Annotated in this window: 22 protein-coding genes; 10 read left to right on the forward strand and 12 right to left on the reverse strand. The window is 60.7% G+C overall.

Going from position 1 to position 24,964, the window contains the following annotated elements; translation table 11 throughout:
- Positions 1–177: 177 nt before the first annotated feature.
- The 7 genes from QWI18_RS23795 to QWI18_RS23825 all read left to right on the forward strand — a co-directional run bounded on the left by QWI18_RS23795 (position 178) and on the right by QWI18_RS23825 (position 8,108).
- Positions 178–1,821 carry a Na/Pi cotransporter family protein gene (locus QWI18_RS23795; protein ID WP_065987902.1) on the forward strand — a complete coding sequence of 548 codons (1,644 nt, stop codon included), beginning with the start codon at positions 178–180 and terminating at the stop codon, positions 1,819–1,821.
- Positions 1,822–1,888: 67 nt separating this feature from the next.
- Positions 1,889–3,271: a pitrilysin family protein gene (locus QWI18_RS23800; RefSeq protein WP_192130539.1), complete on the forward strand. Its 1,383-nt coding sequence runs from the start codon at positions 1,889–1,891 to the stop codon at positions 3,269–3,271.
- Between the two features lie 105 nt (positions 3,272–3,376).
- A complete protein-coding gene (locus QWI18_RS23805; RefSeq protein ID WP_369320017.1) occupies positions 3,377–4,552 on the forward strand; it encodes a DUF5924 family protein in 1,176 nt (391 codons plus the stop codon).
- A gap of 67 nt (positions 4,553–4,619) precedes the next feature.
- Positions 4,620–5,732: an ABC transporter permease gene (locus tag QWI18_RS23810; RefSeq protein WP_065988270.1), complete on the forward strand. Its 1,113-nt coding sequence runs from the start codon at positions 4,620–4,622 to the stop codon at positions 5,730–5,732.
- The gene (locus QWI18_RS23815; protein WP_369320018.1) at positions 5,729–6,535 is read left to right on the forward strand and encodes an ABC transporter ATP-binding protein; all 807 of its coding nucleotides are present in this window, start codon (positions 5,729–5,731) and stop codon (positions 6,533–6,535) included. The genes QWI18_RS23810 and QWI18_RS23815 overlap by 4 nt, the downstream gene beginning before the upstream one ends.
- Complete coding sequence (locus tag QWI18_RS23820; protein ID WP_369320030.1) at positions 6,535–7,473, forward strand: MlaD family protein; 939 nt, start codon at positions 6,535–6,537, stop codon at positions 7,471–7,473. The genes QWI18_RS23815 and QWI18_RS23820 overlap by 1 nt, the downstream gene beginning before the upstream one ends.
- Positions 7,470–8,108, forward strand: coding sequence for an ABC-type transport auxiliary lipoprotein family protein (locus tag QWI18_RS23825; protein WP_369320019.1), 639 nt, complete (start codon positions 7,470–7,472; stop codon positions 8,106–8,108). Before QWI18_RS23820 ends, QWI18_RS23825 begins: the two co-directional genes overlap by 4 nt.
- On the opposite strand, the gene QWI18_RS23830 is transcribed toward QWI18_RS23825, so the two are convergent.
- From QWI18_RS23830 to QWI18_RS23855, 6 genes are all read right to left on the reverse strand, one after another.
- A complete protein-coding gene (locus QWI18_RS23830; protein ID WP_369320020.1) occupies positions 8,081–9,319 on the reverse strand; it encodes a nucleoside recognition domain-containing protein in 1,239 nt (412 codons plus the stop codon). The genes QWI18_RS23825 and QWI18_RS23830 overlap by 28 nt on opposite strands.
- A 97-nt stretch (positions 9,320–9,416) precedes the next feature.
- The gene (gene gltP, locus QWI18_RS23835; RefSeq protein ID WP_065987919.1) at positions 9,417–10,748 is read right to left on the reverse strand and encodes a glutamate/aspartate:proton symporter GltP; all 1,332 of its coding nucleotides are present in this window, start codon (positions 10,746–10,748) and stop codon (positions 9,417–9,419) included.
- Positions 10,749–11,446: 698 nt separating this feature from the next.
- Positions 11,447–11,851 carry an inhibitor of vertebrate lysozyme family protein gene (locus tag QWI18_RS23840; protein ID WP_369320031.1) on the reverse strand — a complete coding sequence of 135 codons (405 nt, stop codon included), beginning with the start codon at positions 11,849–11,851 and terminating at the stop codon, positions 11,447–11,449.
- Between the two features lie 65 nt (positions 11,852–11,916).
- Positions 11,917–12,081 carry a DUF1328 domain-containing protein gene (locus QWI18_RS23845; protein ID WP_002555679.1) on the reverse strand — a complete coding sequence of 55 codons (165 nt, stop codon included), beginning with the start codon at positions 12,079–12,081 and terminating at the stop codon, positions 11,917–11,919.
- Positions 12,082–12,169: 88 nt separating this feature from the next.
- On the reverse strand, positions 12,170–12,454 hold the full coding sequence (locus QWI18_RS23850; RefSeq protein WP_192130544.1) for a hypothetical protein: 285 nt from the start codon (positions 12,452–12,454) through the stop codon (positions 12,170–12,172).
- A gap of 272 nt (positions 12,455–12,726) precedes the next feature.
- Positions 12,727–13,581 (reverse strand): BON domain-containing protein, encoded by an 855-nt coding sequence (locus QWI18_RS23855; RefSeq protein WP_192130545.1) that lies wholly within the window; start codon positions 13,579–13,581, stop codon positions 12,727–12,729.
- Positions 13,582–13,836: 255 nt separating this feature from the next.
- On the opposite strand from QWI18_RS23855, the gene algB reads away from it, so the two are divergent.
- Complete coding sequence (gene algB, locus QWI18_RS23860) at positions 13,837–15,183, forward strand: sigma-54-dependent response regulator transcription factor AlgB (RefSeq protein WP_065987926.1); 1,347 nt, start codon at positions 13,837–13,839, stop codon at positions 15,181–15,183.
- Positions 15,184–15,193: 10 nt separating this feature from the next.
- Entirely contained in the window at positions 15,194–16,981 is a 1,788-nt protein-coding gene (locus QWI18_RS23865; RefSeq protein ID WP_065987929.1) for a KinB sensor domain-containing domain, read from the forward strand.
- Between the two features lie 15 nt (positions 16,982–16,996).
- On the opposite strand, the gene QWI18_RS23870 is transcribed toward QWI18_RS23865, so the two are convergent.
- The 6 genes from QWI18_RS23870 to QWI18_RS23895 form a co-directional block, all read right to left on the reverse strand.
- The gene (locus QWI18_RS23870; RefSeq protein ID WP_369320021.1) at positions 16,997–18,616 is read right to left on the reverse strand and encodes an EAL domain-containing protein; all 1,620 of its coding nucleotides are present in this window, start codon (positions 18,614–18,616) and stop codon (positions 16,997–16,999) included.
- Positions 18,617–18,707: 91 nt separating this feature from the next.
- Positions 18,708–19,484, reverse strand: coding sequence for an N-acetylmuramoyl-L-alanine amidase (locus tag QWI18_RS23875; RefSeq protein ID WP_296306787.1), 777 nt, complete (start codon positions 19,482–19,484; stop codon positions 18,708–18,710).
- 100 nt (positions 19,485–19,584) lie between these two features.
- Positions 19,585–21,660, reverse strand: a complete 2,076-nt coding sequence (locus QWI18_RS23880; RefSeq protein ID WP_369320022.1) for a diguanylate cyclase — start codon at positions 21,658–21,660, stop codon at positions 19,585–19,587.
- On the reverse strand, positions 21,657–22,538 hold the full coding sequence (locus QWI18_RS23885; protein ID WP_369320023.1) for an endonuclease/exonuclease/phosphatase family protein: 882 nt from the start codon (positions 22,536–22,538) through the stop codon (positions 21,657–21,659). The genes QWI18_RS23880 and QWI18_RS23885 overlap by 4 nt, the downstream gene beginning before the upstream one ends.
- 9 nt (positions 22,539–22,547) lie before the next feature.
- Positions 22,548–23,189: a thiol:disulfide interchange protein DsbA/DsbL gene (locus tag QWI18_RS23890; RefSeq protein ID WP_037017094.1), complete on the reverse strand. Its 642-nt coding sequence runs from the start codon at positions 23,187–23,189 to the stop codon at positions 22,548–22,550.
- 191 nt (positions 23,190–23,380) lie between these two features.
- Positions 23,381–23,998 carry a cytochrome c gene (locus QWI18_RS23895; protein WP_369320024.1) on the reverse strand — a complete coding sequence of 206 codons (618 nt, stop codon included), beginning with the start codon at positions 23,996–23,998 and terminating at the stop codon, positions 23,381–23,383.
- A gap of 230 nt (positions 23,999–24,228) precedes the next feature.
- On the opposite strand from QWI18_RS23895, the gene yihA reads away from it, so the two are divergent.
- Positions 24,229–24,864 (forward strand): ribosome biogenesis GTP-binding protein YihA/YsxC, encoded by a 636-nt coding sequence (gene yihA / locus QWI18_RS23900; RefSeq protein ID WP_296306797.1) that lies wholly within the window; start codon positions 24,229–24,231, stop codon positions 24,862–24,864.
- Positions 24,865–24,964 lie beyond the last annotated feature (100 nt).

Below are 24,964 nucleotides of genomic sequence, written 5' to 3' on the forward strand. Positions count from 1 at the left end.
ACCTGATTTATTACAGATTTGTTTCAAGAAATAATCCGCTGTGCCATGCTGGCATTAAGGCCACAGGCCGACTAAAGCTTAGTTGAGCGCGCTGTTGATGCACCTCAAGCGCTTACGCTCGCTACACGCTGGACCTTTTAACTTTGCCCGATGGGCAACCTACAGGGGGCTCTCCATATGCTGACCCTGCTCGATTTGCTTTCCGCCGTCGCGCTATTGATCTGGGGCACACACATCGTTCGGACCGGCATTCTGCGCGTCTATGGCTCGCAGCTGCGCCGGGTCATTGGCCAGAACATGTCCAAACGCCCGCTGGCCTTTGTCGCGGGGATTTTGGTCACCGCCGTGGTGCAAAGCAGTAACGCCACTGCGATGCTGGTGACGTCCTTTGTCGGCCAGGGCTTGATGGGCCTGACGCCAGCGCTGGCCATTATGCTCGGTGCCGACGTCGGTACTGCGGTGATGTCGCGAATCCTGACATTCGACCTGTCGTGGCTGTCGCCACTGCTCATTTTTCTGGGCGTGGTCTTCTTTCTGTCGCGCAAACAAACCCGTGTGGGCCAACTGGGCCGTGTCGGCATCGGGCTGGGCCTGATCATTCTCGCCTTGCAGTTGATCGTCACTGCCGCCGCGCCGATTACCCAGGCCGCCGGGGTGAAAGTGCTTTTCGCGTCACTGACGGGCGACCTTCTGCTGGACGCACTGGTCGGGGCCATGTTCGCGCTGATCTCGTATTCAAGCCTTGCGGCGGTGCTGCTGACCGCGACGCTTGCAGGCGCGGAGATCATCAGCCTGCCGGTGGCAATCGGCCTGGTGATCGGCGCCAACATCGGCAGCGGCCTGTTGGCATTTCTCAGCACCAGCATGCAAAACGTGGCCGGCCGGCAAGTGGCGCTGGGCAGCCTGTTGTACAAGCTGATCGGCCTGTTGCTGATCACTCCGGTGTTGACCCCGCTGGTGGCCTGGATGGACACGCTGAACGTCAGCCCGTCGAGCCTGGTCATCAGCTTCCACGTGATTTACAACTCGCTGCGTTGCCTGATCATGCTGCCGACGGTAGGACCGATGGGGCGCCTGTGCGCGTCGATTCTGCCGCAGCAGGCCGAGATCAACGGTCAGACCAAGCCTCGCCATCTGGACCTGACCGCACTCGCCACGCCGAGCCTGGCGCTGGCCAATGCCGTGCGCGAAACCCTGCGCATGGGCGATCTGATCGACAGCATGCTCAATGCCATGCAAGAGGTGCTGCGTGGCAACCAGACGGCGGTCACTCAGGAAGTGCGTCGGCTCAACGATGATGTCGAGGTGCTCTACAACGCCATCAAGTTGTACCTGGCGCAGATGCCCCGCGACGACCTCAGCGATCAGGACAATCGCCGCTGGGCCGAGATCATCGAGCTTGCGATCAACCTGGAGCTGGCCAGCGGGCTGATCGAGCGCATGCTGCGCAAGGTCCAGCAGCAGAAGACGTCGCAGCGCCGGTCGTTTTCCGACGTCGGCCTGGAAGAACTGTCCGGGCTGCACGAGCAACTGATGGCAAATCTGCGTCTTGGCCTGTCGGTCTTCCTCAGCGGCGACCCGGAAAGCGCGCGCCAGTTGTTGCGCGAGAAACGTCGTTTCAGGGCACAGGAGCGGCGCCTGGCCCACGCCCATGTCAGCAGGCTGCAACGCAAGATCGTGCAGAGCATCGAGACCAGTTCCCTGCACCTGGAGCTGATTTCCGACATGAAACGCTTGAACTCGCTGTTCTGCAGCAGCGCCTACGCGGTCCTTGAAACCACTGACACAGGCGCCTTGTCCAGCGAGGGCAACGCGGATTAATCGTGGTGAACGCAGGGGCCGCTGCGAAGTCTGTTACACATACCGGCCCGCAAGGAAGCCCGTTTTTATGCGTTGCCTGCTGTTCGTTTGTCTGGTTCTGACATCCCTTTCTTCCATGGCCCTTGACCGGTTTCAGGTCGAGGGCTATGTGCTGCCCAACGGTTTGCAGTTGCTGCTAAAGCCTGCGGACAAAGGTCACGTCTCTATTCGTCTCGTTGTGGGTATTGGCTTCGATGACTTCAAATGCGAAGACAAAGAGTTGCCGCACTTGCTTGAGCATCTGCTTTTCAGCGGGATCGACAACAGCGGTGAGGGCGGCCTTGAGCAGCAGATGCAGGCACTGGGCGGCGAGTGGAACGCGTTCACCAGCAACACCGACACCACGTTTGTCATCGAGGCGCCGGCGCAAAACCAGCGCAAGGTGCTCGATCTTCTTCTCAATCTGCTGACCCACACGCAAATCAATCAGGCCAATCTGGACACTGCCAAGCGCATCGTCGCCCGTGAAGACGGTGGCCATTATTCGCATTTGCAACGCTGGCTGGACAAACGCGATCTGGGCCACAGCGCTAGCAGCCAGCTTGCCGTGGAGCTCGGCCTCAAATGCCCGGAGCGGGCCGAGGTTGATCACCTCACGCTGGAGCAAGTCGAGCATATCCACGACAACTGGTACGCCTCCAACAACATGACGCTGATCATCGTGGGCGAACTCGACAAGTTGCTGCCGGCGTATCTGGAACGCACCTTCGGCCAGCTTAATGCGGTCGATCCAACCGAACATCCGCCGCTTCGCTCGATGACCGAAAAGGCCGAGCCTGAGCGGACGCTGATCCGCGGCGCGTTGGGCGATGGCGCGAAGCTGCATCTGCTGTTCCCCGAGCCGGACATGGGCGAGCAGCACGATGAAACCTGGGATCTGGTGAAGGCTTATCTGGACTGGGCGCTGTACAGCGAACTGCGTCTGGACAAGGGTTATTCCTACGGTCCATGGGCTGATCGCGAAGCGTTCGGGGATACCGGTTTTCTCAGCCTCAACGCCGACCTGAACCGCGAAGACGTCGATTCGGCCACCGCCGCCGTGCGTTCGATGCTCCAGCGGCTGCGCAAGGAAGGCATGGACCCGGCGACCTTTGCGCGGCTGCAGCAGGCATCCATTGCCAGGCAGGCCTGGGCGGTTCAGGGCAATAGCGCGCTGGCCGACTACTACTGGGGTGCGTTGAATGATTACGACGATGGTCGATTCCAGGACCCGGCCAGGCGGACCCGTGGTGTAAGCCTGGATCTGGCCAATCAGGCGATGCGTCAACTGCTGGCGCAACCCGGGTATCTTCGCGTTGAAGAGCCACTGCTCAGCTACGATGAGCTGTACGCTGTCGGATGCCTGCTGACGGCGCTAGTGGCCCCGCTGATTCTCTGGCGGTGGCGGGTTTACAAGAAGCGGCCACTATAAGCGAGGCGCGTGACGCTCAAAGATTTCGTCGCGGTGGGCGCCGTCCAATTTTGGTTATTTTTATTCACCCAGATCCAGACCCACACCTAAGAGCGACGCGCCACGATGCCGGACATTAACGCAATCATTCACCACTCGCTGGTCCAGCGCGTGCTGGAGTTCATCAAGCGCTACCCCGGGCTGATTGCGTTCTTCGGGTTCTGTTCAGGCATTGGCAGCTTCATTCTGGTGGATCGACAGGCGAAGCTGGCCACATGGATTGCGGTCATTCTGCTGGTGAGCTGGATCTGGCTGATGGTGGAAAACAGCGCCGTCGCCCTGTTCGCGAAGATGTTCAAGCGAGAGATACCGCAGCCGCTGTTGCGCTACGCCACCCAGATGATCCACCAGGAAAGCCTGTTTTTCGTGCTGCCGTTCTTTTTCGTGACGACCACGTGGTACAGCGGACAGCTGGCGTTCACGGGGCTGCTCGGGGCTGCAGGACTGATTTCGATCATCGACCCGCTGTATTACAAATGGCTGGCCCCGCGCCGTTGGGCGTTCATGGCGCTGCATACCCTGACGCTGTTTGCCGCATTGCTCACGGCGCTGCCGATCATCGTTCACCTGACCACCGCCGAGAGCTACAAGCTGGCGCTGGGCATTGCGATGCTGCTGTCGTTCCCGAGCCTGGCGTCGGGTTATCCGATCAACAGCTGGAAACGCGGCGTTGGCCTGGTGGCGATGACGCTGGCGATCGGAGGGGTAGGCTGGATGGCGCGATTCTGGGTACCGCCGGCGACGCTCTGGCTGACCGAAGCCGCGATCAGCACGCGCTTCGATAACCAGAATCGGACCCCCGGCGAGAGTATTCAGGAAATCGGCGTCAACCAGCTGCGCAGCGTCGGGCTCTACGCCTACACATCGATCAACGCCCCGCGCGGCCTGAACGAACGGATTTATCACGTGTGGCGCCACAACGGCGAGGAAGCGGAGCGTATTGCTCTAGACATCAAGGGCGGCCGTGAGGAAGGCTATCGGGCCTGGACGCATAAGCAGAATTTCCCGTCGGACGTGCTCGGCAAATGGCAGGTGAGGGTGCTCACTGAGGACGGGCAGATGATCGGTGTGCTGCGCTTCGACGTCACTGAGCGCGACCAGCCGGCCGTCACTCGAAACAAGATCAAGCCGGCAGGCCTGAAGCCAGGCACCGACGCTGCGGCTCCGGATGACTCGGACGCAAAAAAACCTGCGGACAGCGCGCCAGCCGAGAGCACGTCTGCCCCGGCCAAAACCAACTAAGCTCGTCGCTATGACCCCACTGACCACGCAGGCTTCCTCCGCGCCCAAGGATCCAGGGCGCGTGTTGATGGACACTTCGAGCAATCCGGCTCAGCTGCGGATCGCCGGAGACTGGACGCTCGCGCATTACCGCGAACTCAAGCGCCAGACCGACGCATTAAGCGCCGGATTCGGCCCAACCACCCTCGTGGACATGGATGAGCTCGGCGCGCTAGACACCGCTGGCGCGTCGTTGCTGGTAGAGCTGCTCGGCGTGCAGCGCCTGCGTTTGCTGGCCGTGCAAGCGCCCAATCTGCCGGAGTCCAGCCGCGCGCTGATGCAGACCATCCAGAGCGCACTGGCTGACTACTGCCAGCCCGTCCGAGAGCCAGAGGCGGCCGTGGGCATGCAGCTGCTGGCGCGAATTGGCGCGGCGGTGGAGGTGATCTGGAAGGATACGCTGCAACTGCTCGGCTTCATCGGGCTCATCCTGCAGACCTTCGCTTCCACGCTGTTTCGCCCTCGGCGCTGGCGCACCACATCCGTTATCGCCCACATCGAGCAAATCGGTCTGGACGCAGCGCCCATTGTGGCGCTGCTGACGTTCATGGTTGGCGCCGTGGTGGCCTTTCTCGGCGCCACGGTGCTAAAGGCTTTTGGCGCGACGATTTTCACCGTTGACCTGATCGGCTTCTCATTCCTGCGGGAATTCGCAGTGTTGCTGACCGCCATCCTGCTCGCCGGTCGTACGGCCAGCGCATTCACCGCGCAGATCGGCTCGATGAAAGCCAACGAGGAGCTGGATGCGCTGCAAACCCTGGGGCTGAGTCCTACAGAGCTTCTGGTGCTGCCCCGCGTGCTTGCGTTGCTCATCTCGCTGCCCATGCTGACCTTCCTCGCGATGATCTGCGGCATTGTCGGTGGCGGCGTGGTCTGCGCGTTGTCGCTGGGCATCTCGCCGGCGATGTTTCTGTCGTTGATGCAGGCCGACATCGGCGTGCAGCACTTCCTCGTAGGTATCGCCAAAGCGCCGATATTTGCGTTCTTCATCGCCGCCATTGGGTGCCTGGAAGGCTTCAAGGTCGAGGGCAGCGCCGAATCGGTCGGGGCTCACACGACATCGAGCGTGGTGCAGTCCATTTTCGTGGTCATCGTGCTGGACGCCTTGGTCGCGATGTTCTGCATGGAGATTGGCTGGTGACCCGCCGCTGCGTACAACCCGTCGAGACGGTGATTGAGGTTCGCGGCCTGAGCAATCGCTTCGGCCCGCAAGTGGTGCACGAGAACCTCGATCTGGATCTGTATCGCGGAGAGATCCTTGGCGTGGTGGGCGGCTCCGGCGCCGGCAAGTCGGTGTTACTGCGCAGCATTGTCGGGCTGCAGAGACCCGACGCTGGACGTGTCCGCGTGTTGGGTCAGGACCTGCTGAATCTGTCCGACAAGGCGCGCTCTCAGGTTGAACGACGTTTCGGTGTCCTGTTCCAGAAAGGCGCGCTGTTCTCTTCGCTGACCATTACGGAGAACGTCGCGCTGCCGCTCATCGAACACGCCGGGCTGAGCCGGGAGGAAGCCGAGCATCTGGCCGGGATCAAAATGGCGCTGGCCGGACTGCCGCTGTCAGCGGCTCATAAATACCCCGCGTCGCTCTCCGGGGGCATGATCAAGCGCGCGGCGCTGGCGCGAGCACTGGCCCTGGATCCGGACATTCTGTTTCTGGACGAACCCACTGCCGGGCTCGATCCGATCGGCGCCGGCGCGTTTGACCAGTTGATCCTGACGCTGCGCGACGCCTTGGGACTGAGCGTGTTCATGGTCACCCACGACCTCGACACGCTTTATACAATCACCGACCGCGTCGCCGTGCTGGCGCAGAGGCGTGTACTGGTCGCGGACAGCATCGACAGGGTGTCTGCGACCAAAGACGCGTGGATTCACGAATACTTCCATGGCCCGCGCGGCCGCTCGGCCTATTCAGCGGCCACCTACCCACACGAGGTCTCATGATGGAAACCCGCGCCCATCACGTTCTGATCGGTCTGTTCACGGTCATCGTGGTCGCCGCCGCACTGCTGTTCGGTCTGTGGCTGGCGAAATCCAGCGTCGACTCGGCCTTCAAGGACTATCAGGTTGTCTTCAACGAGGCGGTGACCGGTTTGTCTCGCGGCAGTCCGGTGCAGTACAGCGGTATCAAGGTCGGTGACGTCGTGCAGTTGCGCCTCGATCCCCAGGACCCGCGCCGGGTGCTGGCACAGATCCGTGTTGCCGGGGAAACCCCGATCAAGCGTGACACCTACGCAAAACTGGCACTGGCCGGCATCACCGGTACATCGCTCATCCAGCTCAGCGGTGGCACACCGCAAAGCGAGGCGTTGAAAGGCGAGGGCGGCAACCTGCCAGTGATCATCGCCTCGCCGTCGCCCATCTCCCGCCTGTTGAACGACAGCGACGACTTGCTCAGCGGCACCAACACATTGCTGCATAACGCCAACGCGATGTTTTCTTCGAATAACGTGGAGACGCTGTCGCGCACGTTGCAGCATCTGGAGCAAACCACTGGAGCGATCTCCGATCAGCGCGACGACATTCGTCAGGCCTTAAAGCAGATGACGCTCCTGAGCAAGCAGGCCGGCGCGACCCTGGAGCAAACCTCTACGCTGATGCGCAACGCCAACCAGCTGCTGACCAGCGATGGCAGGCAAACCATCGCCAGCGCACAAGAGGCGATGAAGTCCCTCGAACAGAGCAGCAATACCATCAATGTGTTGCTCAAGAACAACCAGAATTCGGTGAACGAGGGGCTGCAAGGGCTGGGCGAACTGGGCCCGGCAATCCGCGAGCTGCGTGAGACCCTCAGCTCACTGAAAACCATCTCGCGCAGCCTGAATGCCAACCCGAGCGGCTACTTGCTGGGCAACGAGAAGAATAAGGAGTTCGAGCCATGAGGCGTGTCGGTCAATCCATTACTCGGCTGTTGTTGGCGGCAACGCTGTTGTCGCTCGGCGCCTGCTCGATCCTCCCCGAGCAAGCGCCTTCAGACGTCTACCGGTTGCCAACGGCATTGCCTGCGAGCAAAGGGACCTCCCCCGTGGCGTGGTCCTTGCGGGTGGTACGGCCCAAGTCCAGCGAGACACTGGACAGCCCGCGCATCGCGGTTATCCCCCAGGGTAATGTGATCAGCAGCTACAAGGGCGCGCGCTGGAGTGATCCGGCGCCGGTCCTGCTGCGCAACCGTCTGACCGATGCTTTCTATCGCGATGGGCGAGTGCAGTCGATCAGCACTGATGACAGCAATCTGCAGGCTGATTATGAATTGGGCGCGGAGTTGCAGGCGTTCCAGAGCGAGTATCGGGGAACCGCCATTGAAGTGGTGATCCGCCTTGATGCGCGGCTGGTCGACGATCGCCAGCGGATTGTGGCGAGTCGGCGCTTTGAAGTGCATCAGCCGGTGGCCGACAAGCAGGTGCCGGCGGTGGTCTCGGCGTTCGGCCAGGCCAGCGATACCCTGGCCGCCCAAGTGTTGCAGTGGACCGTTGAGCAGGGCGAGAGGCGTTACACCGCCGAGCCGAAGAACCAATAGCAGACGGCAATCGCAGCGACCACACCGGCGAATTCGGCCAGCAGCGCGCAGCCCACTGCGTGTCGCGCGCGCTGGATGCCCACGGCACCGAAATACACCGCCAGTACATAGAACGTGGTTTCGGTGCTGCCTTGAATGGTCGCCGCAACGAGGGCCGGGAAGCTGTCGACGCCTTGGGTTTTCATGGTCTCGATCAGCATCGCCCGCGCCGCGCTGCCGGAAAACGGCTTGACCAGTGCAGTCGGCAGGGCATCGACGAAACGGGTGTCCATGCCCATCCATTGAATGCCGTGACGAATCCCCTCAAGAATCAGATCCAGCGCGCCTGATGCTCGCAGTACCCCAACAGCGCAGAGCATCGCGACCAGATAGGGCAGCAGGTTCTTGGCGACGTCGAAGCCTTCCTTCGCGCCCTCAACGAAGGTTTCGTACACCTTCACCTTGCGAAGCGCGCCGATCACCAGGAACAGCATGATGATGCCGAACAGCGTCACATTGCCCAGTACCGATGACAGGCTCGACAGCGCAGCAGCGGACAACCCGGCCAGTACTGCCATGAAGCCGCCCAGCAGCAAGGCGCCGGGAATCAGGTAAGCGAGCACCACCGGGTCCCACAACTTGAGGCGCTGCATGAAGGCCACTGACAGCAGGCCGACCAGCGTCGAGGCGCTGGTGGCGAGCAGGATGGGCAAGAACACCATGGTGGGGTCAGCCGCGCCTTGCTGAGCGCGGTACATGAAGATGGTCACGGGCAGCAGCGTCAGCGAAGAGGCGTTGAGCACCAGAAAGAGGATCTGCGCATTGCTGGCGATGGTCTTGCTGGGATTGAGCTCTTGCAGCGAGCGCATGGCCTTGAGGCCGATGGGCGTGGCGGCGTTGTCCAGACCCAGCGCGTTGGCGGCGAAGTTGAGGGTGATCAGGCCCAGCGCCGGGTGGCCGCGCGGCACTTCAGGCATCAGGCGATGAAACAGCGGCGCCAGGACCCTGCCCAGCCAGTCGACGATCCCGGCCTTTTCGGCGATGTTGAGAAAGCCCAGCCACAGGGTCAGGGTGCCGAACAACAGCACCATGACTTCCACCGACAACTTGGCCATGGCGAAGATGCTCTCGACCATGGCGGCAAAAACGCCGGCATTGCCCCCGACCAGCCATTGCGCCAGCGCAGATATAGCCGCGACCACGAAAAACCCAAGCCATAGGCCGTTCAGCATACAAATCCCCTCGCAAGATGCGGCGATGATAACGGCGGGGGCAGAAACAACAAACCCCGGCCGGGGCCAGGGTTTGATGATTCACGCCAGACAGTGATTACTCGACCGTCGATTGACCCGCCGGCAGAGGGTCCTTGCCACGCCAGTGTGGCAGGGAGTTCCAGTAGCGCTCGCCTTTGGCGTCGTCGTACATGCCTTCCCAGCGCGAGATCACCAACACAGCCAGTGCGTTGCCGATCACGTTCAGCGCTGTGCGCGCCATGTCCATGATGCGGTCGACGCCGGCAATGAACGCCAGGCCTTCCAGCGGAATGCCCACGCTACCCAGGGTTGCCAGGAGCACCACAAACGATACGCCCGGCACACCGGCGATGCCTTTGGAGGTCACCATCAGGGTCAGGACGAGCATCAACTGCTGGCCGATCGACAGATCAATGCCGTACAGCTGCGCGATGAACAGCGCTGCGATGCTTTGATACAGCGTCGAACCGTCGAGGTTGAACGAGTAGCCGGTGGGCACCACGAAGCTGCTGATGGCTTTGGGCGCGCCGTACGCCTCCATCTTCTCGATCACGCGCGGCAGCACGGTTTCGGAGCTGGCGGTGGAGTAGGCCAGCACCAGTTCGTCTTTGAAGATGCGCATCAGCTTGAGCACCGAGAAGCCGAACAGGCGCGCAATCAGGCCCAGCACCACGAAGGCAAAGAAGGCGATGGCGACGTACACCAGAATCACCAGCTTGGCCAACGGCAGCAGCGAGGCGAAGCCAAAGTTGGCGACGGTCACGGCGATCAGTGCGAATACGCCGATTGGCGCGTAGTTCATGATCATGTGGGTGACCTTGAACATGGTCTCCGAAACGCCCTGGAAGACCTTCACCAGCGGATCACGCACTTCGGCATTCAGGCTCGACAGACCCAGCCCGAAGAACACCGAGAAGAAGATGATCGGCAGCATGTCGCCACGGGCAACCGCCGCGAAAATGTTCGACGGAATGAGGTTGAGGATCGTCGCAACGAAGGCATGGTCATGCTGCACTTCAGCGGTGGTCTTCTGGTACTGCGAGATGTCCACCGTGCCCAGAGTGCTCATGTCGATGCCAGTGCCGGGATGGAAGACGTTGGCCAGCAGCAGACCGACGACAATGGCAATCGTGGTGACGATTTCAAAATAGAGAATGGTCTTCAGACCGATACGGCCGAGCTTCTTGGCGTCGCCAACGCCTGCGATACCGACGACCAGGGATGAGATCACAATCGGGATAACGATCATCTTGATCAGGCGGATAAAGATGTCGCCCGCTGGCTGCAGCACATTGCTGATCCACCAGGCTTTCTCGGTGCTGAAATGGTTCAGAACGGCGCCAATGGCGATGCCGAGTACCAGGCCGATGAGGATCTGCCAGGCGAGGCTCAGTTTTGCCTTCTTCATGTCATTACCTTGTTGTCGATGCCGGGACATCCCCCAACCACACGTTCATCATTGCGCTTGCCAGCAAGCGCGACGCCGCGGTCGCCGTCAGGACTGTCTCGTGAGTGGCCGCAGGCGAGCATCCGAGCTCTGAGCAGGCGAAAAAGGCGCAACTATTCCCACGGTGACCGCCATCGTCTAATGCCGTAAACGACTACCCCATGCCGAATCGGCATAATGCAAATCAATCACTTACGCTGCATTGCGCCAAAAGAGGGCGGATTTGCCTGACACAGGAATGCTGAGAAGTGGCTAATACGTCGCCTGCCGCGGATTCGCTTACGGTTTTGTGGCGAGGGTAGGGATTGCGCACGGACGGCAGACAGCCGTTCAAAAGAGGGATTTCCGGGCGATATACGGTCGTAGGAAACGTGGAAGAGGCTATGTAGGACGCTTGAGGGCGGGCGACTTTGGAGGGAATAGCGATCGTTTGCGCCTCACAAGTCCACGGTCGATAGAGGCTAAGACCGTATCGGACGATGGACCTGTGTTGCGGCTTGCCTGACCCGGCCCACGCGTGGGAGTACTCCTTGTACACCTAGGACGCTTCAATCACTCCGTTGATCGTAACGCCCCGGCCCCTTGGTCATACGCGCACCGTCTTCGGGCTGCGCGTCTATCAGGAAGGTCTGTCAGGGACAGGTCTCCCGTCATTCGAATCAATACCAGTTCGGATCTTTCTTGAGCTGTTCTTTCAGAAGGCCTTGCATGCCTTCATCCGGCTTGCCCAAAAACCGGTAATCCGCATGGCGCGCGGGTGATTTGTCTGCGGGAAGTCCCGCAGGCACTTCGACCAACATCGCGTACGCATGGGACTTGTTCAGGCTGAACGCCACAATGAGTCGCTTGGTGCGGCAAGTGTCCTGGGTTTCGCAGAGCGGCCCTACCAAGTACTTGTCGCCGTCTTCGGTCACGGCATTCATCTGCTCAGCGGCGCCGGAGAGATTGATCACCCAATCGGGCAGTCGCTCTTCCTTCTTCACTACGCTCGACCACGTTTCGCGGTACTCGGAATCCGAGCTCAAAAGCTCGTTCACCCGAGATTGACCGTCGTTGGCCGCCATAGCTGTAACGCTGGCGCTCCCAAGGAGCGCCAGTATTAGTGCATGGAAATGCTTGAAGCCCATATTCAGCCTCGGCCGCGACGGCCAAAGAAGAACGACACCACGAACATAACCAGGAAGACCACGAACAGGATCTTGGCAATACCGGTAGCAGTACCTGCGATACCACCAAAACCAAGGACGGCTGCAACGATAGCGATGATCAGAAATGTGATTGCCCAACTCAACATGGTGAATCTCCTTACTGTTTATTGATTTTTTGCTACGTCGAGGCGTCGGGATGACCCTCGGGGTAGATCGCGTCTTCGACCCGGAGGATCAGAAAACCCAGCTTTGCTGACGTGGCGCTTCATCAGTAGTAGCGGCCGCGTCATCAACTTGCATGCTCAGGGCCACATCCGAGGCCTTCAACGCACTTGCCTTGGCAAAGGGTGCGGTGTAGGCGTGGGAGTAGTGCGCTTGAGTCACTTCATGATTCTGATTCCAGTGATTGAACTGCTGCACAACAATGAGCGTAATCATCAACGCCAGACTGGCAAACAGACCTTGCTGCAAATGCAGAGGGGAGATACGCAGTTTGTTGGCGAGATGTTGAGCGTTCATTCAGCTGACTCCTGGCAATCTTGTCGGCCGTCTGTCCGGGCCTTTGTTATCAGGGATATTGCACGCTGTGTGCCAGCTTTCAGATAATCAATTAATCCTTATAAATCAATGAGTTAAATTGCCTACTCAGAAGTGTCGTACACGCAAGCTGCACGATTGAACATTTGCCATCGTGCGGAATGCACGAATGTCCCGACACCACGTGTGCGACCGAATTCATTCCGGATGCGAATTATGTTCTGACATCCGTCGTTCGGCCGCCGTGCAACGCTCTAACCCGCACTGCGCGCTGTCACGCGCAGAGTGTCGGCGTCTACGCCTTTGACCCCGCGGATGTTGCGCGCGATCTCGACCGCCAATTCCTTCTCGGCGTAGTTAGCCACCACACCGTCCAGCGTCACTACACCGTTTTTGGTCTCAACCTTGATGTTCAAACCGTCGAGAGTGCGGCTATATATAAGACTGGATTTCACCTTGCTGGTGATCCATGCGTCGCTGAACTCTTCGCGAACACTGTTGGCCTGCTGCTCGCTTTGCTCCTTGATCGCCTGAGTATCCCGCGCGCTGACGCTGATAAGGTTGTTCACCTCCGTCACGCCGTCCGTGTTGGTGGCCAGGCTTCCGGCCAACAGCTTGGCCTCCGCGTCTTTCGCCTGGCCCTTGAGGGTGACGACCCCCTGGGCGGCGCTGACGTCGATATTCAACGCCTCTGTCACGCTGTTCCACAGCAGCTTGGATTTGATGGTTGCAGTCAGCGTCGCGTCGTCGAAGCGCTGAGCCATGGTGGCTTTGGTGCCCGGATCGGCAGCGACCTGCGGGTCGATCTCAAGCTGGTTATCGACCTTGTTGATTCCCTGAATGTCGCCCGCTATCTGCGCCGCCAGATCCTTGTCGACCTGGTTCTCGACCTTTCCCTTGAGGATCGCAGTGCCTTGTTCCACGTCCACGCTGATCTTGAACGGGCTCAAATGCCGGTTAAGGGCAAAGGCGGTCCAGATCGAACCCTCCTGGCGCGCCTCGGCCAGCTGGGTCTGCAGATCGGCGGCTGCTGCGTGGGCGATGACGGGCGTCAGTCCGAGCAGGCTGGCAGTGGTAATGGCCAGGGCGATCTTCTTCAACGTGGGCATGGGAATCTCCAGACAATTGCAAAAAGGTACCCCTGGACAGACTGGTCTTTCGCCCAGATGTTCGGCGTGGCCTGATTTTGCCTGAACAAGGATCCGTGTTGACCACTGGGGACATGAGCTGTCATGGATCAGCGCATGACGGCTTTTTCAGAAGATCGCTACCATGCAGCGCAAAGAATCAATCAGAATGAACCATGCAACTTGCCCGATGTTTCCGGGACTAACACAGACTATTCATTGAGGAGCGTAGGAAACATGGAAGCAGCCGCTGAGAATCAGGGCCGTATTCTGCTCGTGGATGATGAGTCCGCCATCCTTCGCACCTTCCGTTATTGCCTGGAAGATGAAGGCTACAGCGTAGCCACCGCCAACAGCGCGGCGCAGGCGGAATCGCTGTTGCAGCGTCAGGTATTCGACGTATGTTTCCTCGACCTGCGTCTGGGTGAGGACAACGGGCTGGATGTTCTGGCGCAAATGCGCGTGCAGGCGCCCTGGATGCGCGTGGTGATTGTCACCGCGCACTCGGCCGTCGACACCGCCGTGGATGCGATCCAGGCCGGCGCTGCCGATTATCTGGTCAAGCCCTGCAGTCCGGATCAACTGCGCCTCGCCACCGCCAAGCAGCTCGAAGTCCGCCAGTTGTCCGCGCGACTTGAAGCCCTTGAAGGCGAGGTTCGCAAACCAAAAGACGGCCTGGATTCCCACAGCCCGTCGATGATGGCGATCCTCGAAACCGCCCGCCAGGTCGCCAACACCGACGCCAACATCCTTATCCTCGGTGAATCCGGTACGGGTAAGGGCGAATTGGCCCGGGCGATTCACGGCTGGAGCAAGCGCGCCAAAAAGGCGTGCGTGACCATCAACTGCCCATCCCTCACCGCCGAGCTGATGGAAAGCGAGCTGTTCGGCCATAGCCGCGGCGCCTTCACCGGTGCCAGCGAGAGCACACTCGGTCGGGTGAATCAGGCAGACGGCGGCACATTGTTCCTTGATGAAATCGGCGACTTCCCGCTCACGCTGCAGCCAAAATTGCTCCGCTTCATTCAGGACAAGGAATATGAACGCGTCGGTGACCCGGTGACCCGTCGCGCTGACGTGCGCATTTTGGCGGCAACTAACCTGAACCTCGAAGACATGGTCCGCGAAGGGCGCTTCCGCGAGGATCTGTTGTATCGCCTGAACGTGATTACCCTGAATCTGCCCCCTCTGCGCGAGCGAAGCGAAGACATTCTGACGCTGGCGGACCGCTTCCTGGCGCGCTTCGTCAAGGAATACAGCCGCCCGGCGCGCGGCTTCAGTGAGCAGGCTCGCAGCGCGCTGCTCAACTACCGCTGGCCCGGCAACATCCGCGAGCTGCGCAACGTGATCGAGCGGGCGAGCATTATCTGCCCGCAGGAAAAAGTCGAAATCACCCACCTCGGCATGGCCGAACAGCCAGCCAACAATGCCCCGCGCGTCGGCGCAGCGTTGAGCCTTGATGAGCTGGAGAAAGCCCACATCGGCGCGGTACTGGCCACCAGCGATACGCTGGATCAAGCCGCACGCACACTGGGCATCGACGCATCGACGCTGTACCGAAAACGTAAGCAGTACAACCTGTGACAGGGCGCCGATGATGTTTGCGATGAAGTTGCGCACCCGACTCTTTCTGAGTATTTCGGCCCTCATCACCGTCGCCCTCTTAGGGTTGGTGCTGGGGCTCGTCAGCGTTATGCAGATGGCCAAATCTCAGGAATCGTCGATTCGGCACAACTTCACCACACTCGATATCGGCCTGAAGCTGCGACAGAACCTGGGCGATCAGCTGGTCCTGCTGCTTCAGGAAAGCCCTGATCAGGCGGATATCAAGCGCAATCAGGAACAGTTCCAGAACCTGCTTGATCAGGGCATCGAACATGATCAGCAAACCGGCGTTCCCAGCGGGTTCGAAACCGCCCGGGTGAACTATGCCCGCTTCGTCAAAACCATCGAGCAGTCCAGCGCACATGGTGACGCGATCCGCGACGATGAGGCTGTGACCGAGGCGTTTAACACGTTGCGCAATGGTCTGCTCGACGCCCACCGCCAGGCGCTTGAGAACATCAGCCAGGCAGAAAGCGCCTCAAGATCGCGAGCGCTCTGGGTCTCGGCGTTGCTGGGATTGGTGGGGCTGGCAGTGCTGGTTATCGGTTTCGTCACCGCCCACGGCATCGCCCGGCGTTTCGGCGGCCCCATCGAGCAGTTAGCCAAGGCGGCGGACCGGATTGCCCAAGGTGATTTCGACGTCACGCTGCCCACGTCCTCATCTGACGAAATGAACCTGCTGACCCACCGTTTCGGCATGATGGCCGACGCCCTGCGCCAACATCAGAAAACCAACGTCGATGAGTTGCTCGCCGGTCAGCAGCGTCTGCAGGCGGTGCTGGACAGCATCGACGACGGCTTGCTGATGATCGACCGCCAGGGTCGGCTTGAACACCTGAACCCGGTTGCGCAACGGCAGCTGGGCTGGGAAGAAAGTCGTCTGGGCCAGGGTCTTGGCGAAGCGCTGCAACGTCCCGAACTGGACGAACAGCTTTACCTGGTATTGCGCGGTGGCACGCTGGAACGGGCGCCCGATGACCTATCCATCGAGATCGACGGCGAAGTTCGTCTGCTCACCTATAGCCTCACGCCGGTCAGCCACACCAAAGGGCACATCGTCGGCGCCGTGATGGTGCTGCACGACGTCACCGAACAGCGGGCGTTCGAGCGCGTGCGCAGTGAGTTCGTGCTACGGGCCTCCCACGAGTTGCGCACGCCCGTCACCGGCATGCACATGGCCTTCGGACTGCTTCAGGAACGCGTGCATTTCCCGCCGGACTCGCGCGAGAAGGACCTGCTCGACACCGTTAACGAAGAAATGCAGCGGCTGATGCAGCTGATCAACGACCTGCTCAACTTCTCGCGCTATCAGAACGGTCTGCAAAAGCTGGCACTCGAGCCCTGTGATATCAGTGAATTGCTCGAATCGGCGCGTCAGCGCTTTGCCGACACCGCCCACGACCAGGACGTCATGGTGCTATTGGAAACCCAAGAGCCGCTGCCACGGGTACAGGCGGACAAAGCGCAGCTCGACCGAGTGCTCGACAATCTGCTTGATAACGCCCTGCGCCATACCCCGAAATCCGGCCTGATCCGCCTGCAGGCAAGGCGTCATGGGGAGCGCTTGATCATCAGCGTGGAAGACAACGGCGAGGGCATTGCCTACGGCCAGCAGGCCCGGATCTTCGAGCCGTTCGTTCAGGTTGGACGCAAGAAAGGCGGCGCAGGCCTGGGGCTGGCGTTGTGCAAGGAAATCGTTCAGTTGCACGGCGGACGCATGGGCGTTTACTCCCGACCGGGGCAGGGCACGCAGTTTTACATGGCGCTGCCGCTGTAATACGGTCTCGCTGGACTACGCCACGTCATCCGCACGACGCCCGGCGCTGCGCCTGCCCCCGGTGATCAGTTCGGTGAACTTGGTCGCGCTCAGCGGCCGTGCGAACAGCCAGCCCTGGCCGTAAATCACCCCTTCGCTTTTCAGCAGCATTGCTTGGGACTCAAACTCGATGCCTTCGGCGATCACCCGCAGTTGCAGCGCATGGGCCATGCGAATGATGTGCGGCGCCACGCCACTGCTGGCGGCATCGTGACCGAGGGCGTCAATGAACGCTTTGTCGATTTTCAGGCAATCCACCGGCAACGTCTGCAGATAGGCCAGGCTGCAATAGCCGGTGCCGAAATCATCGATCAGCACCTGATGGCCCCGATCGCGCAGCGCCTGAAGATGGTTGCGGGCGACCACCACGTCCACCAAACCGCGCTCGGTGACTTCAAACGCGATCTGCCGAGGCGCTACCCGGTGCAACGCCAGCAGCTTCGCCGTCACCCGACCGATGCGTGGGGCCATGACGTCGCACGCTGCCAGATTGACCGATACGTACAGGTGCGGATTGGCGCGTAACAGATGGCCCAGCTGTTCAAGCAACTGCTGAAGCACGAAGTCGGTGATCTGGCGGATCTGCCCGGTGTTTTCCGCCAGCGGGATAAAGAGGTCAGGGCTGGTCAGCGTGCCGTCCGGTCGACGCCAGCGCACCAGGGCCTCAGCGCCCACGCACAGCCGGGTATTGAGGTCGAAAATGGGCTGATACAAAACCTTCAGCTCGCCGCGGCGCAGTGCTCCATGCAGCTCACCGCCCAGCGACTGACGCTGACGCACCAGTTGCAGAACGAGAATGCCGATGAACAATGAAATCAACAGACTGGCCGGGACCAGCAGCCACCACGCACCGGTGATCTTCTGTTGCAAGGCACTGCGCGGCGTTATCAAGACCAGTTGATACTCCGGGCTCTGGGTCGGCATCCGGTAGACGAGTTTGTCCTGAGTGGTCATCAGCGTTTCGGTGGAGGTCGGCGACCAGTCCGGTGTGGGCGGCCATGCCTGAGCGGGGCCCAGGACCGGGACTGCTTTGGACCCGCGATCGAGCACCACCACCAGACTGCCGCCCGCCGGCAGGTCGACGACGTCAGTCAAATGGCCGCGGGAGGTGGACACACGAAACTCTCCGCGCCCAAGCATCAATGAAGCCAGGTTGTCGTCAGGCTGGGTGGAGGTGTTGAGCCAGTAGTCGTAGGTAGGGCCGCGAATGTCCGGTGGCCTGGGCTTGCCAATCAGGCTCTGCCGCGTCCAGCTGGAGCAGAACTGGCTTTCGCTGACGTACGCCGCTTCGTAGATAAAACGGTAGCGCGAGTTCACCTGACGCAACTGCCCGATCATCTCAGGGCTGCACCCGCGCAGCGATTGCGCTTCAAGCTGATCGAGCCCGGCCCTCAACTGGCCAAACAACTGCTCCAGCCGCACCAGAAAGCGCTCGCCCTGAGCATTCATCTGCGCACGTTCGTCCTGCCGGGCCTGATGCATCGCCAGCCCGAAGCTGCCCGCCAGCAGGATGGCCGCGCTTAACAGCGCGGCCATTAATGCCAGAAGCCAGGGACGATAAAGGAAAGAGCGCAGTCGCGGCGTCGCCGTGAGCATCGACAGTCATCCAGAGGGTGGGATTTCCATAACCACTGCGGTATAGCAACAAGCGCAGCAATAGCCCGGAAAAAAGCGACATTAGCGGAATTTAGTGCTTGAAGTTAAGTACTTGCAGAATAGCCGCACTTTGCAGATCCGGCTCACCGTCAAATTTCTGTGGTCGGTAGTGCATCTGGAACGCAGCCAGCGTGTGACGTGTCGCAATGTCCAGCTCTCCGGTCTGCGGCGTCGGGTAACCCAGCAGCGCCAATTGCTGCTGAAACCACACGATATTTGGCACGACGCCCATCAGCTGCGTCTGACGCTGTGCGACTTGCTGTTCATCCGGCCAGATTCCCAGACCTTCCTGGGCCAGCCGCTTCCAAGGGAACAACGGGCCCGGATCGAGCTTGCGCAGGGGCGCGATGTCACTGTGGCCAATGACGTGGCGCGGTTCGATGTGATTGCGTTTGACGATGTCTTTGAGCAGCACGATCAGCGCTTGAATCTGCGCCTCGCTGTAGGGATACCAAAGCCGGCCGGTGGGCGTGTCGCGGTAGCCCGGGTTGACGATCTCGATGCCGATGCTGCTTGAGTTGAGCCAGGTGCGCCCGTCCCATTCGCTTTCGCCGGCATGCCACGCGCGCTGGGATTCGTCGACCAGCTTGTAGGTGGTGGCTGGACCGTCGCCGATCAGGTAATGCGCGCTGACCTCACCGTGGGTCAGCAATGCCAACGACCGATCGAGGGAGGCAGAGGTGTAATGGACCACAACAAACTGCACGCGACTGTCGAAATTGACGGAAGGATGGCTGGTATCGATCTTCGGACCGCTGCTGCAAGCGCTCAGCAGCAACAACAGAAACAGGGCAGAAATAGACTTCATGGGGGCACGACGTGTAGGCAAATAATGCAACAGTGTAACGTAACGTCGGTGACGCATTCAAAAATGCATCATCCCCACGCAGCCAACCAGACGAACCGTCTCAGCCCTGCTCGATGCGGTTTCGCCCCTCGTCCTTGGCGCGGTACAGCGCCTGGTCAGCACGCTTGAGCACAACATCACTGCGCTCACCCTGGGAGAACGCCGTGATGCCCATGGACACCGTGACCGTCACCCGCTCGCCCTTGAAGTGAAACGGGCACTGTTCGATGCCTTCGCGCAGACGCTCCAGCAGCGCCAACCCCTCATCCATCGGCGTGGTCGGCAGCAGGAGCACGAACTCTTCCCCGCCAAATCGCGCAATGAAGTCCGAAGCCCGCAATCGCTTTCGCAGCTGCCCGGCGATGATCTTCAGCACCTTGTCACCCGCCAGATGCCCGTAGCCGTCGTTGATACGCTTGAAGTGATCCAGGTCGAGAATGCCGAGCAGCAGGCTTGATTGCTTACGCTGCAGCTGGTCAATCTCTCGCTCCAGCCGCTCATTCCATGCCGCGCGGTTTGGCAGGCCTGTCAGCGTATCGATCAGGGCCTTTTGCCGTTGCTCTTCCAGATGAACCCGGAAGCCCAGCGCCTCCTGCTCCATGGTGGCCACGCGACTGGAGAGGGCTTGCAGGCGGGTAGCGACTTCCTGCTCGCGTTGATCGCGTTGCTGCTGATGATGATCCATGGTGCCAATCAGCCCTTCGAGGCGCCTCTCCAGCACCTGCTTCAAGCTGTCGAGATCGGCCGCCTGCTGCACGCTGATTTGCAGGTCATCGACGTGCTCGCGCAGTTGATGGTCCAGTTGCCGTGACGCCGATTGCTGATCGGCATGGTTTTCGCTGGCTGCCAGCAAGCCACTTTGGAACGACTCCAGCCGCTCATTGAGCTGTTTGAGATAGGCCTCGAATTCATGCTGGCCGCTGTCAGTGACGGCGAGCATCAGCACAGCAAGGTCGTCGAGGATCGGCAGCAGTTCGTACCAGTTCAGCCCATGCTCCAGCCGGACGCGCATGGCATCGGCTTGCGCACGATGGTGTTCGGGCAGCGTCAGTTCATCGAGCAGACCCAGCAGCGTTTCTTCGATGTGGGCGGCGACCGAGCTGTAACTTGGTTCGGGCGAGGAGGGCAGCGCGTAGGGGCTGTCTTCTTCGGCGGCGGTCTCATCAGGCTCGTCGTCTTCAGCGAGGATATCGATGTCGTCGGTAATAGCGACGGTTTCGTCGGTCTCTTCAGGGTCGGGAGAGGGCGCTTCAGCCGCAGGCTCGGAAGCTTCGGCGTGTGAAGACTCGGCGGCGGAGGGCTGCGGGACGTCAGCGGTGTGGAGCGGCGCCTCGGGCTCTTCGTCTGACTGGGCCGGCTCGGGCTCGGACATTACCCGCTCGACTGCAACTTCCGGGTGGGACTCCGGGATGGCGCGCTCAGGCTCTTGGGCGACAGGCTGGGGAACCGGCGGGACGGTGCTGCGAAGTTCCGCCTCCAGTTCGGTGTTCTCTGGGGCAGCCTCCGGCATGGCGGATGAATGCTGCAGCGCATCATCAGAAACCTGCACCCCGGCCGGTTCGTTAACTGGATGGGCCAACGGGGCTGAATCATCACCTTCGCTGCCAGCCTCACGGTGACTGCCGAACAATCGCTGCAGAAAACCCGGACGGGACGCTTCATCCGGGTGTTCGATCTGCGACAGCGCCTGCCCTTGAAGTCCGCTCAACTCGCTTAACAGCAGCGGCAGCTCACGGGCCTGATTGATGCGATCTTCCAGGCCCTTGGCGAATCGCTTGAGCGGCTTGCTGACGTCCTTCGGCAACGGCAATGCCTGCAGTTGCGCGACCAACGACGTCAACGCCGTGCCCATTTGCTCGACGCGCTGCTCGCGACGCTGCTCGGATTCCAGCACCGCTTTTTCCAGGCGCGGAATCAAGGCGGCCAGGCCTGCGTCCATGTCGTCCTTGCGAACAATCTCACGCATTTCCTTCATGCATGCATCAACGGCCTTGTCGGCACCTTCGGCCGCCAGGCTGCTGCGCACGAGGCCTCGACGCAGCAAGTCGAGCCGCGCATTCCAGCGCCGCTCCAGTTTGTCTTGCTGCTCGATGCTCTTGAGGTACTTTTCTTTCCAGCGCTGCGCTTCGTCGGTCATTCCACAGGTCCGCGAGGAGATGTGCTTGTTATCGGCAGCGAGTCACCGATTAATGAGGCCGGCAAGCGAATCTCCACCGCGACGGGCAGATGATCGGAAATGGGCTGGGCCAGCACCTGCACTTTTTCAAGGGTCAGGGTCGGGCTCAGGAGGATGTGGTCCAGGCATCGCTGGGGACGCCAACTGGGGAAAGTCGCCTCAACCTGCGGGGCAAGCAAGCCGAGATCGCGCAGTGGCGAGGTTTGCAGCAGGTCATTGGCGTGGGTGTTCATGTCGCCCATCAGCACCTGATGCCGATAGCCGCCAATCAGCTCGCGAATGTACGCCAGCTGCCGTGTGCGGGTCCGTGCGCCCAGTGCCAGATGCATCACCACCACGACCAGTGCATCCGGGCCTTCGCCGAAACGAACGAGAATGGCGCCACGCCCGGCCGGGCCCGGTAGCGGATGGTCTTCGATGTCCCACGGACGCAAACGGCTGAGCACGCCATTGCTGTGCTGGGCGAGGCGCCCGAGGTTTCGATTGAGTTGCTGGTGCCAGTACGGAAACGAACCGAGCTGGGCGAGGTGTTCGACCTGATTGATGTAGCCCGAGCGCAGGCTGCCACCATCGGCTTCCTGCAACGCGACCAGATCATAGTCACGCAGCAGATCGCCGATTTTCTGCAGGTTCCCGGCTCGACCGTTGTGGGGCAGCAGATGCTGCCAGCCCCGGGTCAGGTAGTGCCGGTAGCGTTCGGTGCTGTTGCCCACCTGGATGTTGAAGCTGAGCAGGCGAAGCCGACCGTCGGCCGGCAGGCCCGTCTCGTGAAGATGATGCTCGTTGACCTTCGGCGTGTGCCGGGCAACGACCCGTCCAGTAGTTCCCCAGCGCGCCATGGTCAGCCCTTACTTGGCGGTCAGCGTCGCGCGTTCTTTGGCGATCAGCTGATCGGCCACTTGCAGCGCCTGCTCCGGACCACCGGCAGTGCCGAGGTCAAAGCGGTACTTGCCGTTGACGATCATGGTCGGGACGCCCGTGATTTCGTACTTCTTGGCCAGTTCCTTGTATTGGGCGATCTTGCCCTTCACAGCGAACGAGTTGAAGGTTTCGAGGAACTTGGTCTTGTCGACGCCCTGGGTGGCGACGAACTCGGCCATGTCATTCGGGTCGGTCAGACGCTTGCCGCCTTTCTGAATGGCGTCGAACACGGCGGTGTGGACTTTCTTCTCTACGCCCATGGTGTCGAGGGTAATGAATAGCTGGCCATGAGCGTCCCAAGGGCCGCCGAACATGGCGGGGACGCGGATGAAGTGCACGTCAGCGGGAAGTTTTTCAGCCCATGGATTGATGACGGGCTCGAAGGCGTAGCAGTGCGGGCAGCCGTACCAGAACATTTCGACGACTTCGATCTTGCCCGGCTCGGAAACAGGAACAGCGCTTTTCAGCTCGACGTATTGCTTGCCGGCTTCGATGGGCTCTGCTGCTTGAGCGGTCAAACCGAACAGGCTGGTAAAAATCAGAGCGGCGCTGAGAATCAGATTACGCATGCTTAACTCCTGGGCATGGAAGGTCACTTCGGTGGCCGCGGTTCGACCGGCCGAGGTGATATGAGTTCGCAAGTGTAACGCCTGCGGCCACAAAAAAGGGCAGCCGTTCGCTACCCTTTTTGGCCCGTCCGGGCAGGTCTGCCGGCAATTTGTTTTACCAACCGTGTCCGTCAGGATCGCGCGCCTGACGCTCAATGCAGCCCTTGAATGTACGCCGCCAGCGCCTCGATATCCTTATCGTTCAGCTTTGCGGCGATGGTGCGCATGACAAGGGTGTCGCCGTCATTGATGCGGTCACCTTTGCGGAACGCTGTGAGCTGTTTCTTGATGTACTCGGCGTGCTGCCCGCTCAGGTGCGGAAAGCCTGCCGTTGCAATGCCCGCGCCGTTTGGTGAATGGCAGCCGATGCAGGCCGGCATGCCCTGATCGAGCTTGCCGCCGCGAAACAGCGCTTCACCAGGCGCGACGAGATCGGGATCGGCAGTGCCGACGCTGCCTTTCTGACCGGCGTAATAAGCGGCGATGTCGGCCAGGTCCTGACCGGTGAGCGGGTTCAGCTGGCCGGTCATTTCCAGCACAACCCGATTACCGTCCTTGATGTCGTGCAGTTGCTTGAGCAGATACCGCTCGCCCTGGCTGGCGAGCTTCGGGAAGATGGGCACCAGGCTATTGCCATCGGGTCCGTGACAAGCGCCGCAGACAGCCGTCTTTGCTTGCCCGGCGACCGGGTCGCCCACTGGCGAGTCAGCGGCCTGCGCCAAGCCATTCAGGCTCAGGGTCAACAGCAGACTCGAGAGAAATGCGTTCATGGGTTGATCCGATGCGGCTGAGAGGGTCGCCTTCACGGCTAACTGTCTTGGGGGGGCGGCCTGTATTTGTGGGTCTGAGGTTACGCGCCATGGGGGTTTCGCTTCGGCAATGCCCTCGCCGGGGTCGGACAAGGCACACATGAAATCTGCGGCATTATATACTCGCGCCCATTGAACGGAAAACGACACCCCGTTGCCGCGCACGCCGCAACGCCCTCACCGGATATCCCATGCAACTCAAGAACCCAATTCTCGGCCTGTGCCAACAAGCCAAGTTCATGCTCAGCGCTGCCAAAGTCGACCAATGCCCGGATGACGAAGGCTTTGAAGTCGCCTTCGCCGGCCGCTCCAACGCTGGCAAATCCAGCGCGTTGAACACCCTGACCCATGCAAGTCTGGCGCGCACCTCGAAAACCCCGGGGCGTACCCAGTTGCTGAACTTCTTCAGCCTGGATGACGACCGCCGCCTGGTCGACTTGCCGGGCTACGGTTACGCGAAGGTGCCGATTCCGCTGAAGCTGCATTGGCAGCGCCACCTGGAAGCCTATCTGGGCGGCCGTGAAAGTCTGAAGGGGTTGATCCTGATGATGGACATCCGCCACCCGATGACGGACTTCGATCTGCTGATGCTGGATTGGGCCATCGCCAGCGGCATGCCGATGCACATTTTGCTGACCAAAGCCGACAAGCTGACCTTCGGCGCGGCGAAGAACACCCTGCTCAAGGTCCAGTCGGAAATCCATCGGGGTTGGGGTGACGCCATTACCATCCAGCTGTTTTCGGCACCCAAGCGCATGGGCCTGGAAGAGGCTTATACCGTGCTGGCCGACTGGATGGAGCTGGAAGACAAGGCACCGGTGGCCTGAATCGCAGGCAAAAAAAACCCCGGACTTCATGTGGGGAGGGGAAGTTCGGGGTCCAAGTCCAGACCTCTCGGGAGGGATCCGGATATCTGCCAACACTTAA

It is taken from the genome of Pseudomonas sp. W2Oct36, assembly GCF_041060465.1.
Lineage (GTDB): Bacteria > Pseudomonadota > Gammaproteobacteria > Pseudomonadales > Pseudomonadaceae > Aquipseudomonas > Aquipseudomonas graminis_B.